11 protein-coding genes are annotated in these 14,239 nt (G+C 44.8%); 2 read left to right on the plus strand and 9 right to left on the minus strand.

Going from position 1 to position 14,239, the window contains the following annotated elements:
* Positions 1 to 69: 69 nt before the first annotated feature.
* From AC1DO4_RS20345 to AC1DO4_RS20355, 3 genes are read right to left on the minus strand one after another with little or no spacing between them, the layout of a single operon-like run.
* Positions 70 to 1,779, minus strand: a complete 1,710-nt coding sequence (locus AC1DO4_RS20345; protein ID WP_477419169.1) for an NAD(P)/FAD-dependent oxidoreductase — start codon at positions 1,777 to 1,779, stop codon at positions 70 to 72.
* Complete coding sequence (locus AC1DO4_RS20350; RefSeq protein WP_477419171.1) at positions 1,772 to 3,172, minus strand: ATP-binding protein; 1,401 nt, start codon at positions 3,170 to 3,172, stop codon at positions 1,772 to 1,774. Before AC1DO4_RS20350 ends, AC1DO4_RS20345 begins: the two co-directional genes overlap by 8 nt.
* Positions 3,173 to 3,185: 13 nt before the next feature.
* Positions 3,186 to 5,759, minus strand: a complete 2,574-nt coding sequence (locus AC1DO4_RS20355) for a BamA/TamA family outer membrane protein (RefSeq protein ID WP_477419173.1) — start codon at positions 5,757 to 5,759, stop codon at positions 3,186 to 3,188.
* A 453-nt stretch (positions 5,760 to 6,212) separates the two neighbouring features.
* Between AC1DO4_RS20355 and AC1DO4_RS20360 the strand changes: the two genes are divergently transcribed.
* The gene (locus AC1DO4_RS20360; RefSeq protein WP_477419175.1) at positions 6,213 to 6,602 is read left to right on the plus strand and encodes a nuclear transport factor 2 family protein; all 390 of its coding nucleotides are present in this window, start codon (positions 6,213 to 6,215) and stop codon (positions 6,600 to 6,602) included.
* Between the two features lie 199 nt (positions 6,603 to 6,801).
* Complete coding sequence (locus AC1DO4_RS20365; protein WP_477419177.1) at positions 6,802 to 7,614, plus strand: cytochrome ubiquinol oxidase subunit I; 813 nt, start codon at positions 6,802 to 6,804, stop codon at positions 7,612 to 7,614.
* 440 nt (positions 7,615 to 8,054) lie between these two features.
* On the opposite strand, the gene AC1DO4_RS20370 is transcribed toward AC1DO4_RS20365, so the two are convergent.
* The 6 genes from AC1DO4_RS20370 to AC1DO4_RS20395 form a co-directional block, all read right to left on the minus strand.
* The gene (locus AC1DO4_RS20370) at positions 8,055 to 8,216 is read right to left on the minus strand and encodes a hypothetical protein (RefSeq protein WP_477419179.1); all 162 of its coding nucleotides are present in this window, start codon (positions 8,214 to 8,216) and stop codon (positions 8,055 to 8,057) included.
* A gap of 598 nt (positions 8,217 to 8,814) precedes the next feature.
* On the minus strand, positions 8,815 to 9,828 hold the full coding sequence (locus tag AC1DO4_RS20375; RefSeq protein ID WP_477419181.1) for a zinc-binding alcohol dehydrogenase family protein: 1,014 nt from the start codon (positions 9,826 to 9,828) through the stop codon (positions 8,815 to 8,817).
* A 10-nt stretch (positions 9,829 to 9,838) separates the two neighbouring features.
* The gene (locus tag AC1DO4_RS20380) at positions 9,839 to 10,174 is read right to left on the minus strand and encodes an L-rhamnose mutarotase (RefSeq protein ID WP_477419183.1); all 336 of its coding nucleotides are present in this window, start codon (positions 10,172 to 10,174) and stop codon (positions 9,839 to 9,841) included.
* A 15-nt stretch (positions 10,175 to 10,189) separates the two neighbouring features.
* Positions 10,190 to 11,206 carry an aldo/keto reductase gene (locus AC1DO4_RS20385; RefSeq protein ID WP_477419186.1) on the minus strand — a complete coding sequence of 339 codons (1,017 nt, stop codon included), beginning with the start codon at positions 11,204 to 11,206 and terminating at the stop codon, positions 10,190 to 10,192.
* Positions 11,207 to 11,222: 16 nt separating this feature from the next.
* On the minus strand, positions 11,223 to 12,491 hold the full coding sequence (gene fucP / locus AC1DO4_RS20390) for an L-fucose:H+ symporter permease (protein ID WP_477419188.1): 1,269 nt from the start codon (positions 12,489 to 12,491) through the stop codon (positions 11,223 to 11,225).
* A 9-nt stretch (positions 12,492 to 12,500) separates the two neighbouring features.
* Positions 12,501 to 14,144: an alpha-L-fucosidase gene (locus AC1DO4_RS20395; RefSeq protein WP_477419190.1), complete on the minus strand. Its 1,644-nt coding sequence runs from the start codon at positions 14,142 to 14,144 to the stop codon at positions 12,501 to 12,503.
* Positions 14,145 to 14,239 lie beyond the last annotated feature (95 nt).

A 14,239-nucleotide genomic window follows, 5' to 3' on the forward strand; every position in this document is an offset into this window, starting at 1 on the left:
GATAATATCGACTACCCGCCACTCAGTCAGGTAGTGGATTGATTCCAAAGGCTAATGCCGAATATCGCTTTACTTTACCTCGCTTAAGTATCTGTGGACAAAACTGATCGCCATGGAACCTTCGCCAACAGCGGAGGCTACCCGGCACATGGATCCTGAACGCACATCTCCGGCAGCGAAAACACCGGGGCAGCTGGTTTCGAGCGGATAAGGATCCCGGTGTAGTTTCCATATTTTCTTGAAAGCCGCATAGGTTTTCAGTGATAAACCCGTTTCCAAAAATCCTTTCCGGTCTTTGACGATGTTCAATGTTATCCATTCAGTGATGGGTTTGGCACCGATAAAGATATATAAAGCATCGGCAGGCTTTTTTTGTCTTACGGATACACCCATTGCTGTTAAAACCAGTTCCTCCAGCCGATCTGTTCCTTTGGCCTGTAATATTTCCGTTTTACCAAGAATGTGAATATTCGGCGTTTCGTTGATCTGACTGATCAGATAAGCAGACATGGTGTTAGCTAAGGTTTCCTTTCTGATCAGTATATAAACGTTTTTTGCATATTTCGACAAATGCATGGCGGATTGTCCTGCAGAGTTTCCACCACCGACGATAAAGACCTCTTTGTCTTTGCAGACTTTTGCTTCTGTTATCGCCGATCCGTAATAGATTCCTGCCCCCGTAAAACGTGCGACACCCTCTGTCTCCAATTTCCGGTATTGTACGCCCGTGGTTAGAATTACGCTTCTTGCATTTATAAAAGTCCCATCCTCCAGTTCAATTTTTTTGTATCCGTTTTTTTCCTCCATAGCTATAACGGATGTTGAAGATATAAACTCGATACCCAGCCGTTTTGCTTGTATTAAAGCCCGGGAAGTCAATTCTGCACCGCTGATTCCAGCTGGAAAACCCAGGTAATTTTCAATACGGCTGCTGGTCCCGGCTTGCCCACCAGGAGAGCGTTTTTCAATCAGCAGTGTCTTTAGCCCTTCGGACGCGCCGTAGACTCCGGCAGCAAGGCCGGCCGGGCCGGCTCCGATGATAACCACATCATAAACATCATTCTTTAATTCCGGACGAAGCCCGATTTTAGCGGCCACCTCATGAACCGTGGGTTTAATTAATACCGACCCGTCGTCAAAAAAGATGACTGGCAGATCTTTGGGTGTAAGCCCGTTTAATATCAGCATTTCTTCGGCATTTTCTGTTACGTGGATATCCACCCAATGGTAGGGTACCAGGTTGCCGGCAAGAAAATCCTTGAGCTCATGCGATTGTTGGGAATATTGAAAGCCTACCACTTTAATACCCGTATAACCCGGCCGGTAGGAGTTTTGCCAGTCATTTAACAAACCGTCCAGCAGCGGATAGAGTTTTTCTTCGGGCGGATCCCAGGGTTTCATTAAATAATAATCCAGCTGGACACTGTTGATCGCATTAATCGCTGCATCTTTATCTGCATAAGCGGTGAGCAATACTCTTTTTGCTTCAGGGAAGAATTTCCGTGCGCAGCCAAGAAACATTACACCTTCCATTTCAGGCATTTTCTGGTCCGAAAGGAAAAGCGCAATGGCTTCCCCCTTGTTCCTTAAATCAAGCAAGGTATCTAAAGCTTCCTGGATATGCGTAGTACTCATAATCCGGTAATCTTCACGGTAATAATCTTTCAGGTCCTGTGTGATCGCCCTTAATACGTGCGGATCATCGTCAATGCAAAAAATTATGGGTAGGCTCATATCTTTGATATTTAGATTTATTAAATTTTTTATTGGGTCAGCCATTGACCGGCAGGCAAACTTCAAACACCGTTTGCCCGGACACGGAAGCCAGCCTGATACTTCCCGCATGCTGTTGAATAATACGCTGAACTATCTCCAGCCCCAGGCCGGTTCCGTTTTGAAGGCCCTTGGTAGTGAAAAAAGGCTCAAAGATTTTTTCCTGCAAGGCTGATGGGATGCCCACGCCGTTATCGGTAAAGGAAATGTATACAAAATCATCCTGCCGACGTGTCCTGATCTCCAGCGATCCGGCCTTAACCTCAGCCATCGCATCCAGCGCGTTATCGATCAAGTTAGTCCAGACCTGATTAAGTTCCCCAGCCATGGCATTGATTGGCGGCAACGCAGGATCAAAATCTTCCACTATCTTAACCTGGCCTTGTATCATTTTATGGCGCAGCATGACCAGCGTATTACGGATCCCTTCATGAACATCTGTATATTGCTTATCACGGTTTTGATCCATATGCGTATAAATTTTGACGGAACCAACGAGTTCAACAATTTTATTGGATGCTGAACCGATATCGCTGACCATGCGCGCAATTAACAGGTTGTTATGGATCCAATTCAATACCCCTCTCTTATTGGCTGCCGGCAATTGTTCGACCAAATGTTTCAGATCGGTTAAGCAAACAGCCGATTCCGCCAGGGTTTCTGCGATCGCTGCGGCGGGGATAATCTGCTGCCCGGCAAGCCAGGCCGTTAATTCATCTTCCAATACAGTGCGGTCTTTAAGGCTCAAAGTCGGCGCGGCGAGTTCATTGAGCAACCGCTCGATAAATGCATTGATAAAGGCAACCTTTTCCGGATCAATCCGAAGGCCAACGATGTTCTGAAAGCTTTTGCGGGCGGCCGTTAAATGAATTTTCAGGGAACGGGCATCTCGCAGGATCGCGGCCGCCGGGTTGTTTAACTCATGAGCCAGACTGGCCGATAACTTGCCCAACGCCATCATCTTTTCGTCCTGCTGCTGCCGAGTAGTAAAATCCCTGACCCGGCTGGTCATCACCTGCACCAACGCTTCGGTAAGCTCCAGGTGGTTACAGATCATGTCATTGCCCTTAGTAACCGGGAACGAAAGTAACACGGTTTTTTCCAAAGCCCGGCCGTAACCAAAGTTGATCTTGCCGCGTGAAAAAGGCAAATAACCATTGATAGCTTTCGGGCGGGCCAGCACAAATTCCCTGGCTTCACCATTTTGTAACACATACATGCTGATCCGGCCCGAATACACGATATAAGTAGCATCAACGGGCGTTCCGGGAGTAAATAAGAGCTCTTCCGGCTCCAGGCTATGCTCTAAACTGTTCGCAATGAACCATTCCAGTTGATGGATCGGCACCATTTTAAGTGCTTCGATCGATTGAAGCCAAATTGCGGTGATTTGTTGCATAGTGTTTATTCTGTTAGATTCTGAAATTAAGGGAGATATACGGGTACCACCCTTCGACTGAGTGGCCGGCGAGCACCTGGATCACCGTCAGGCTGGCCGGGGCAAAATATGCCCCGCCACCAACGCCGTGATGCCACCGGTCGTCATTTTGACCGTTAACCCATACACGACCGACATCATAAAAACCCGTGATGCCCAACTGTCCAGGTAGGATATAGCCACCAAGATTTGCAAGCCTCACCCTGGCCTGCAGGTTATTGAAAGCCAGGCGCGGTCCGGCAAACCTATTTTGCAGATACCCCAATAGATTGCCCTGTCCGCCCAGGAAGCCGGATTGATAAAAGGCCGGATTTCCGAAGGCGATACCAACGCCAAGCCGGTCAGACAGTACAAAAATGCCCGCGCTATCCAGTTTTTGATAGTAGGTAAACTCCGGTTTAACCTGCAAAAAAGACCGGGAATCATTGTTCAGGCCAATATAGCCCTGTACCTTCATATCCAGAAAATAGCCCTTAGAGGGTAATACTTTATTGTTTCTCTGGTCGGTTTTATAGTTTAGGACTAATCCCAGGTGGAGCCTGTCCTTATTTAACGTAGTGCTATCGTAAGATCTGACCACTCCCGGTTGGAGGATGGAACGGCCTATATTTACATCCGGGTTCAAATGGTAAAATTGCAGGGATGGGCCGGCACTGATCGAAGCCCCCTTACCCGTTGCCCAGCGCAGTGCCGGTTCGACCTGATAAAGATTGAACCGCGCACGGTAATAGCGTTGGTAATCACCGGTTTTATTTAATGCCGTGGCATTTCCCTGTCCAAAAAAGTTCATCGAATTGTCAGGTGCGTCTGCTGTCGCGTTGATCACCAGGTCAGCTTTGCCGATCGCCTGTACCCATTGCCCGTTGTAGGCCATACCAAATGCATTGGTCGCAAAGGAGCGGGTGATCATCAGTTCCTGAACCGTGGCATAAGGTAGTTTTCGGAACCCGTCCTTACCTGTATACCTAAAGCCTAAACCCAGTAAAAATCCATCATCCCGATTAATAGCGGCCGTTGCCAGCGGCATCCAGAGGTTATAATGATTGGTAGCTAAAAACCGGCTGTTAAGTGTATCCTTTGAAAAATGCGTATTGACCATTTTGGTATATCCCTTTAGGCCCAACGTGTTTTGACTGCCATACAGCACTATTTTATTGTTGGCATGTTGAATATCAAAAGATTTGTTACCCGTACTGTCAACAATCCTTAATTTTATTTTTGAGCTATCGATATTTATTCTGACCTGATCATTTCCGCCCATCAGGTACAACCTGATCTCTTTGGTTATTTCGGGGTGGTAGGTCATATCCAGCAATGCAACTCCTGCCTTTCCGCCGGGACCGCACTTATTAACCAAAATATGCAGTCCCTTTCCGGCAGTGTCGGAAATCAGTACGCACTCATCTTTATCTGTTAACCGCAGGTCAACGATCTTATTGATAAAGCGATAATATTCATCCATCGCCACAGGTAAATTGTCACGTCGCTTTTTAAGCTTTTCAAGCAGCTCCCGGTGACGCAATTCATAGACGCCATCAGGTAATCGCCGGATACCTTCTGCTAGTACTTCATTAGTCTCTGCTTTTACAAAATCATGGACTACCTGCACCCATTCCTCATAGCTGAATTGTGCATCCGGATAGGGCTGAATAAACCTGGTCTTAAATAGCGAATATTTGACATGCGGAATTTTTCCATCGAAATGATCAAGCTGGGGATCCAGCCATGGTAGTTGCGCGATAGAAGGAAAAAGCCCCTCTGTTAAATGGAACACCTGGTCACGGTCGCGGGGAACGGCAACATAGATCTTTTCTTTTCCGTCCCTCGTTGCAGCCCAGCGCCATTGGTCCTCATGCCTGTCCCAGTCGCCAATCAGCAGATCGAGCATCCGCGCCCTCAATACTTCCTTTTTATCTATTCGGTTATCAAAGTTTGAATAGACGGCTTTGAGCATTTTAAAGGTGTTGTCGGACGCCCCAGCCGGTTCACGTTCTTCCATCAGCACCAGGCGGCCTGCAAAGTCAGCACTAAATGTACCCATCACTGGATCCGCGGCAAGCACCCCGATCACCGGATTAGCATGCGGAACTCTTGCGGCCACGGCTAAAGGGGGCACGATCAGTGCTGAATAAGGATGCTGCCCGCTGTATTCGTCGTCAACCCAATCCACGGCAAAGGTCTGCCGCAAATTCTCCGGGACTAACATATCTGGAATTTTCTCCACGCTGCGGATAACCCATTCTTTGCCCGTCTTATCGATCATTCTGATCGATCTGGTTTCCATGCCACCGCCAAATTTTTCGGGTGTTAATCCCCCGAATAAACGAGATATCCTGATCACGGGGAGTTTGACGGTTGCGGCCCATTCCTTACGGTAATTTTCCCCGAACAGCCAACGGTGGATGCCCCTGACTTGATCATAGGATGCATGTACCTTGATCATTACGCTATCGGGAAAATTGGCATCGGGAGAAACCTTAGTTATCCCCTGCCCGAAAGCGTTGCCTACACCTGCGGCTAAAAGCAATAATATGGATCTCTTTAACATGGTGCTGAATTTCTAAGGAGAAGCCAAAGGTCATGCCTGTATTTATAATATTGACTATGAACTACTTACACCCAAATGCCACAATTGCAGGAAACGATATACCGCTGACATTACGGTAATTTAGCGATATAAAAACAATCGCTGTCTAAATTTTATAGTTCTGTTACTGAGCCAATCGTAACAGTTTGAAGTGAATATTCCTGCTATGAAATGCGGCAACTTAAACCACGGATCAAAGCTAAAAACGCAAATTTCCCTGGTTCTTAACTTCCCCCCCAGGGCGTTGATATTTGGACAATCCCCTTCGGTTTCTTGAAATAGCGTTAGGGCAACGATCCATGCTGTTTGGTGTAAGGTTCTGTTTTCCAGCAATTTATACTACGGCATTGCCTTTGAATAATTGGCTGCAGGAAAATCAAATATGATGAAAGGAATTTTACCATATCACGTACCATGGAAAATAAGGAAGTATCTGCTGCGATTGCCCTGGTCGAAGCACATCTGGCACTTTGGGGCGAGGCAGATCCAATAAAGCGTTTGGCTTTAGCCAGAAATATTTATACGGAACAGATCAGGGTATTTGATCCTAGCGGGATTTTAAGCGGCCATGAGGAGATCAGCGGTTTTATTGGCGATCTGCTGTCAAATAACCCGGGCTTCAAATTCGGCATCGCCAAACCGGTGGAGGTTCATCATCAGCAGGCGCTATTGTCCTGGCAGTTCGGACCGTCATCAGATCCGGGTCAAATTTCCGGGCAGGACATTTTTACGATTTCAAAAGGACGCATCAGTTCTTTACTGGTATTTGTACACGGTATCACACAGGAGGAAGTAGTCAATTAAAATAGATCAGGAAAAATGCAAGATTTAAATCAATCTGCGAATGGGCTTAAATCATTTTCGCTCTACAACATTGCTTTTACCGTACCCGGGATGCCTTACGAAGCGGCTACCAGTCTTCGTAGATGGAAAGGCGGGATCCTCATCATCAGAACAGCCGTAACAACACTGGCCATCTTTACACATAATAGACTTTAGATTTATGAAAGATCTTGCAGAATTTTTATCGCGTTTTCAATTTGGATTTACAGCTTCATTCCATATTATCTTCCCCTCGCTGTCAATCGGTCTCGCCTGGTTCCTTGTCCTGATCCATGGATTATATCTTAAAACAGGGAAACCAGTTTATTTCAGCCTTTACAAATTTTGGTCATCGATTTTTGCCTTGAATTTTGCGATTGGCGTGGTAACAGGGATCTTTATGTCCTTTCAGTTTGGCCTGAACTGGTCACGGTTTTCTTATGCTGCCGGTCCGGTTCTAGGTAGCATCATCGGCATGGAAGTGATCACCGCATTCTTTCTGGAGGCAGGCTTTTTGGGCATTATGCTGTTGGGCTGGAACCGGATAAAGCCTGGGGTTCATTTTTTTGCCACATTTATGGTGGCTTTCGGTACGCTGATCTCAGCCACTTGGATCGTGGGTGCCAATTCCTGGCTGCAAACCCCGGTCGGTTATGCGGAACATAACGGGCAATTCTTTATTACCCAGTGGTGGCATGCGGTCTTTAATTCGGCATTCAGGATTAGGTATCCTCACATGCTGTTGGCCTCGCTCTTTTCGTCCGCATTTTTGATCGTTGGCATCTCCGCATGGTATCTCCTGCGAAAGCGCCATTTGGAATTTGCCAGGATGGATTTTTCAATTGCTATAGCGGCAATTACGATACTGATTCCTTTACAAATGTGGATCGGCGATACCCTTTATGTAAAAAATGTCCGTCTTTCAGCCTGCCAAAACACAGGCACTCGAGGGCTTTTGGGAAAACACGCCAGATGCGCCTTACCTCTGGAGTAAAGGACTTTTGAAAGTGTAAATTACTGATTACCAATATATAAGAATCAAGGTTCACAACCCTAACTCTCCTAAAAAGGTGCATTGAAAAATGCGCTATACCTTTTGTCTGTAGCTGTAATTTTTTTAATATATCCAAGAAAAACGGTTCAAAAGTAATCCGGTCAAGGCGTATTAAAACTCAAGACATTAAGCCCCCTCACCTTATTTTATAAAGCCTTTAACTTTCAAATCTAGGATTATTGGCTCAATAAGCCGTAAAAAGGCTTCTAAGTGTTCAAAGTATTCCCGCTCAGGGGTACATCAAAATAATGTAGAAGGCTGCAAGTTAGATACTTACAGCCTTTCTTTTTTTGCTTGCATACGTATTCACATACACTATTTTAATAATTTAGCCGACCAAAGTCGGTGTTGAACGCGCCGGCTTTTACTTTACACATTTGTTAACCAGCAAGCTCAATTTTTCTAATCATCTCAATGGTTCTTTTTGAAGAAATAGAATTTCTTAATTGGCTTGCCAATAAATCGGCTGTCTGCTTTAAATCCTGTTTCTTTGTTAACTTTTTCAATTTTGGCCGACCATCGGTAATGTATACTACTTTCATATTTGCTCTTCTAACTTAATTTGCTCAAAAAAACGCTTCGCTGTTCGGCTATCCAACCGCCGCAATTTAATTGCCAAAAGGTCGGCGGCCTGTTTTAGCTCTTCTTTTTTAGTGACTCGTCCCATCTTATTGGCGATAACCGGAGCAATTTTTGTGATATAAATAAAACAGTTAACGTTTTTAGGTTTGCAATCGATTGCGAATTTTAATATCAAAAAGCTCGTCACAGTTCTTTAGTAAGGTTTTAACATATCAATAAAAATTTAAACTGGGCCTCAGCTGTTCGCTAAGTCAAAAAATAAATGGATGTTGGTTCAACTGGTAATTGTTGGAACATTATTCAAAATAAGCATTTCAAACATACCGCGTTGAACTATATTCCAAGGGATGAAACTATATTAACTTAAAAAAAGGGAGGGTGCAAGGATGAAAAAAATATAGACCAAATGTGCAAACATATACAATAATCTATAAATAAGACTGTTACATAAATTACCTGAACTCTTCCAGGTAGTTTTGGGTATTGCGGTGAGTTTTAAATTTGCTATCTTCACTTAACAAAACGCTCAATTTTTGCAACGAGAAAAAACCGCCGCTCCTATACCTCTACCATCGCTTTAATTACTCCGTTCGCCGGATCGAGCCAGCTTTCAAACTCATCTGCGACCGCGTCAAATTGCACACGATGTGTAATATAATTAGACGGTTGAACCAAGCCTTTTTTCATGGATGCAATAACATGCTCAAAATCTTCCCTTGTAGCGTTACGGCTGCTCATTAAAGTGGCCTCGCGCTTGTGAAATTCCGGGTGGCTAACACTAATATCTCCTTTTTGCAAACCAACCAGAACATACCTGGCTCCATGCGCCATATAATGAAATCCGCTATTAATTGCTTTTAAGCTGCCTGTGGCATCTATCACCACTGTAGGCATATCTCCTTTTGTTATTGTGGCCAGTCGTTCCAGTACATCTTCGGTAGATACATTTATAATATGATCTACCTGCAGTCTGTCCCGGCAAAATTCAAGCCTTCTTATGTTAAGGTCCATGGCAATTACTTTAGCTCCTGCAATGCGGGCAAACTCCATTATTCCGAGGCCTATTGGCCCGGCTCCCATCACCAATACATATTCGCCAGGTTTTACACCCGCCCGCCTGATCCCATGGGCCCCAATGGCTAATGGTTCTACCAATGCCAGTTCATCATAACTTAAACCATCACCGTGTACCAGTGAATACGTTGGTACATTCAGGTATTCGGCCATTCCTCCGTCCACATGAACGCCACAAACATTAATTTTAGCACAGCAGTTAGGCTTTCCTAATCTGCAGGCAATACAAACACCGCAGTTAAAGTATGGGATGAATGTAACTATCTCCCCTTTTTCAAAACCGGGCGCGCCGTTAGGCTCAACCAACTCACCTGAAAGCTCATGCCCCAGAACGCGTGGATAATTAAAATAGGGCTGTGTACCCTCAAAAGCATGCAAATCGGTACCGCAGATACCTATTCTTCTGATCCTGATCTGGGCATAGCCTTCTTCTATTGCCGGCTTTTCACGATAACTGAGTGCCATTTTTCCAGGCTCTTCACAAACTATTACTTGCATATTATTTATTTTAAAGCTGGAAGATCTGTTCCATCATTACCCACTTCTCCCCTTCTTTCGCCCAGGGTAAGGGCTGTTGGAATTTCCACATTAATTGTTCCCATTCCTGTACTTTAAGGTTACCTGCATCCATTAACGCTTTTCTTTCCGCTACATACTGGTCACTGGTTTCCATGATCATAAACAAACGGTTTCCTGTGCGATAGATCTGCATATTCTTAATTTCTGCATCCAGGATACTTTTTCGTATTTCAGGCCAGCCATTTTCAGCTTTATGCCAATGTTCATATTCAGCTATTAGTTGTGGATCATCCTTTAAGTCGAGAGCCAAACAGTATCTTTTCATAATAGTATTTAATTTTTATAAATAGGCTGAGGCATATGCCTTATCAATTAATCCCCGTTCTTTCATTTCATTCCAGAATGTTGCCGGGATTTTTAAAGAAGCCACCGCAACATTCAGTGCCACTCTTTCGGCATTGGTTGTATTCAATGCAATACTTTTAACGCCCGGCGCCTTTAATCCAAAAGCCACACATGCATCTGCCGGTTTAATTTTATGATCTGTACACAGCTGATAAAACATCGCCCGCCAATGATGTAAGCCACTATCTTTTATCGGATCAGTCATTCGATAGTTATAATAATGCGATCCTGTTAAAAAACCTCCATTGAAAACAGCAGAATTGATGATCAACGTTCCCTGTTTTTCAAGCTCCTGCATAAATTCAACCAATTCACCAGGGTGGCTGTGAATGGTCATACTGTTAGCTATCATGACCCAATCCAGCTTTACCTCATGAGTTATTTTTTTTATGATCCGCCAATCCTTCGAACCTACACCAATGCCCTTCACTTTACCGTCCCGCTTTAATTCATTCAGCGCACGGTAAGCGTCCAATATATCCCGGTAACGTTGTGTTTGTTCCAGCTCATCTTTAGCCGCAGTAAGGTATTCATCAGGGTCATGTACAGATACAAGTTCTGCACAGTAATCACCCAGAAGCTCATTCCCCTGTTCATAGCATTCCAGGATGCCTTCATAGCTTATTTTTTGCACCGCATCATATTTCAGATCCCGCCAAACGCCAGGCTCAAAAGTAGGTTCGGCTGTTTTTAATTCTGTACGCAGCCAGCCCAGTTTATTGCTGATAAGCACCTCCGAAGGTTTTACATTCAATTGCGTTAACGACTTTCCCAACGATTCCAGTGCGAGTCCGGCGCCATACTTACCGGCTGAGTCAAATACAGCTGGTTTAGGGGAACACCTCACACTTTCAGCAACAATAGCGCATTTAGCCTCATCAGAAAGAGCTACATATAAATTTCCTAAACCACTGGTTCCAAAAATTACTTTGGGTAAATTGATTTCTTGCATGTTAGAAATGGTTATTTTAAAGGATAGCTGAAACCGGTAAATCTTCAGCCTTCACTTTTACCCGATGACCTTTAAATCCAAAAACTGCCACCACCACAAAACAAAGCAATGGTACCACATAGCCATATTGAATATTGCCTGTCGCATCGCTGATATAACCAAACACCCTTGGCAAAACGGCTCCGCCGACAATTGACATAATGATCAGGCTACTGCCAAATTCTGTATCAGCCTTTAACTCTTTTATACCCAGCGCAAAAATGGTTGGGAACATAATGGACATAAAAAAGCAGATACCGATGACCGTGTAAACGGTTACCATGCCATGACCTAAAATGGCGACAATGCTAAGTAAGATATTGATGCCCGCATAAACTGCCAGCAAAACCGATGAACTGTAATACCGCATTAAAAACGTACCAATAAATCTGCCGATCAAAAATGCAAAACCGCATATACCTAAATAGTCGGCCGCCTTTACTTCTGTAACGCCGGCAGATTTCGTTGCATACAGGATAAACAAACTGAACACACAAACCTGCGCGCCCACGTAAAAAAACTGCGCAGCTACCCCCCATGCTAAATGGCGGTGTTTTAAGGCATGGAAAATGTTTTTACTGGCTGTATGCCCTTCATGCTGCTGAATCTTGGGCAGGCGGGTAAAGGCAAACACGATGGCGATGATCACCAGTACGCTACCGAGTATAAAATAAGGCATTTTCACGGAAGAGGCTTCGGCGGCAAGCGCTAGTTTGCGGCCTTGCTCTGTCATTACACCCAATTGTGCCGGAGTATAACCTTTGGTAAGTATAATACGTGCGCCAATTACAGGCGCCAATGTTGTAGCCAGTCCGTTAAATGATTGCGCAAAGTTAAGCCTTTGTGTAGAGGTTGCGGGATCACCTAATGAGGAAGCATACGGATTGGCGGCTGTTTCTAAAATGGTCAATCCGCAGGCAATGATAAACAAGGCTACAAGGAAAAACGTGTACTGCTGCGTATTGGCGGCCGGTATAAATAAATAGGAACCAAACGCAAAAATAAGCAGGCCCGTTATAATACCTGTTTTATAGCCGTATTTTTTCATAATAAACCCCGCCGGCAAAGCCATCAAAAAATAGGCTATAAATACGGCCGAATCTACCAGCGTAGCCTGAACGGTTGTCAGGGTAAATGATTTTTTCAGGTGTGGTATCAATATGGGGTCAAGGTTATGCGCAAAACCCCATAAAAAGAACAAACTGGTAATCAATATAAATGGGAAAAGACTTTTATTCTTTGTCATGATCAGATATTAAACAGCCCCTTCAATTTTTAAAACAAACGCATCTTTACCGGGGGCCTGTTCCGGCAATTTTACTTTGAGGCCTGCTGTGGTTTGCTCAAAACTCAAATTACCATTTCCAAGCAAACTTACCTTGCTTACCTTACCCGCCTCATTACCTGCTAACTTTTTAATCAGGGCTTCGTTTCCTGCCGGCCAACCCAACATTGTGGCATAAAGGCTTTTACCTTTTACAGTAAACCTGATATCTTCGGCCACGAACGGCTTCCCCTTACCCTCGTTAAAGCCCTGCGCGTTGATTGGCGCTGCCGATTCTATTGCCGGGCCTTCCCCAAATACTTTCCAGGGGCGGGTACCATAAATCGCTTCGCCGTTAACCTGCATCCACGCTCCTATGTTTTCAACTACCGCGCGTTCTTCGCTGTCGATAGTGCCGTCGCCACGTACAGGAATATTTAACAATAGGTTACCGTTTTTACTGACAATATCAACAAGGGTATGTACTACAGTTCTGGCACTTTTATAACCTTTGTTATCAAATATGCGGCGATCATAGTGCCAGCTACCGATACAGGTATCCGTTTGCCATGGCAAAGGTTCTATCTGGTTGCTTTGTCCGCGTTCTATATCCCATATCATGCATTTACGCTGCTGCTCATTCAATACTTTACCAAACAGTGCCGCTTGTAGTTTACCGTGTTTTTTGATACTGGTATTGTACATATGCGCCGCAATTTTCAACCCTACGTCGCTTACCGGCCAAAGGGGTAGTGCGGTATCATCAAAATAAATCAGTTCTGGGCCGTACTTGTCAATCAATTCTATAGTGCGGTTCAAAAATTTATCGCAGTAGGCTTTATTAGGTACGCTGGCCCCATTACCCCAATCCCAATGGGAGCCCATGCTGTTGTCATCAAGGCTGTCTTTACTCAGGGGATGGTTTTGCGCATACAATTCCTGCGGATCATAGCCATTCCACCATTTACCTGCGCCATCCGCTTTGGTAAGCTTACCATCATAAGGTATGCCCGCGTATGGTCCGGTTTTATCAGCGCGCTGGGCAACCTCGAACCAGGTCCAGGGGTGCGATGCATGCACACTGACGCCAAAAGGCAGACCCTGTTCTTTAGCAGCCTTGGCCCAGCCGCCAATCAGATCTTTTTTGGGGCCAAGCTTGGTAGAGTTCCAGCTCTGGTATTTACTATCATACAAATCAAAGTTATCATGATGATTAGCCAGGGCCATAAAGTATTTAGCTCCTGCCTTTTTGTATAAAGCCACCAATTCTTCCGGATTCCAGTTCTCAGCCTTCCAATCGTTAATCACATCCTTAAAACCAAATTTCGAAGGGTGTCCATATTTTTGGATATGGTATTTATACTGGTCGCTGCCTTCCTGGTACATGCCGCGGGCGTACCAGTCACCACGTTCGGCCTGGCATTGCGGCCCCCAATGCGCCCAGATGCCAAATTTGGCATCGCGGAACCAATCCGGAACCTGGTACCCGGCCAATGAATCCCATGTTGGCTTAAACTGCCCGGCGGCAATGTCGGGATTTGAAGGGGTTTGCAACAGATTGTTAGCATAAAGTTTAGACAGGTATAAGGAAGATATCCCTGTGGCCAAGCCTTTTATTAGTGTTCTTCTTTTCATAATTGGGGTTGGTGATTATTAATAAATAGCTATACTGATCTGCTATACAAATGAATAGCCGGACGATTAAGTAAAATTCTATAAGTCACTGTATA

It is taken from the genome of Mucilaginibacter sp. P5_A6 (genome assembly GCF_056400585.1).

Bases quoted from the DNA above. Each gene is read 5' to 3' on its own strand.
- AC1DO4_RS20355 (WP_477419173.1), bottom strand. From the start codon at position 5,759: ATGTTAAAGAGATCCATATTATTGCTTTTAGCCGCAGGTGTAGGCAAC.
- AC1DO4_RS20395 (WP_477419190.1), bottom strand. From the start codon at position 14,144: ATGAAAAGAAGAACACTAATAAAAGGCTTGGCCACAGGGATATCTTCC.
- AC1DO4_RS20375 (WP_477419181.1), bottom strand. From the start codon at position 9,828: ATGCAAGTAATAGTTTGTGAAGAGCCTGGAAAAATGGCACTCAGTTAT.
- AC1DO4_RS20380 (WP_477419183.1), bottom strand. From the start codon at position 10,174: ATGAAAAGATACTGTTTGGCTCTCGACTTAAAGGATGATCCACAACTA.
- AC1DO4_RS20385 (WP_477419186.1), bottom strand. From the start codon at position 11,206: ATGCAAGAAATCAATTTACCCAAAGTAATTTTTGGAACCAGTGGTTTA.
- fucP (WP_477419188.1), bottom strand. From the start codon at position 12,491: ATGACAAAGAATAAAAGTCTTTTCCCATTTATATTGATTACCAGTTTG.
- AC1DO4_RS20360 (WP_477419175.1), top strand. From the start codon at position 6,213: ATGGAAAATAAGGAAGTATCTGCTGCGATTGCCCTGGTCGAAGCACAT.
- AC1DO4_RS20370 (WP_477419179.1), bottom strand. From the start codon at position 8,216: ATGAAAGTAGTATACATTACCGATGGTCGGCCAAAATTGAAAAAGTTA.
- AC1DO4_RS20350 (WP_477419171.1), bottom strand. From the start codon at position 3,172: ATGCAACAAATCACCGCAATTTGGCTTCAATCGATCGAAGCACTTAAA.
- AC1DO4_RS20365 (WP_477419177.1), top strand. From the start codon at position 6,802: ATGAAAGATCTTGCAGAATTTTTATCGCGTTTTCAATTTGGATTTACA.
- AC1DO4_RS20345 (WP_477419169.1), bottom strand. From the start codon at position 1,779: ATGGCTGACCCAATAAAAAATTTAATAAATCTAAATATCAAAGATATG.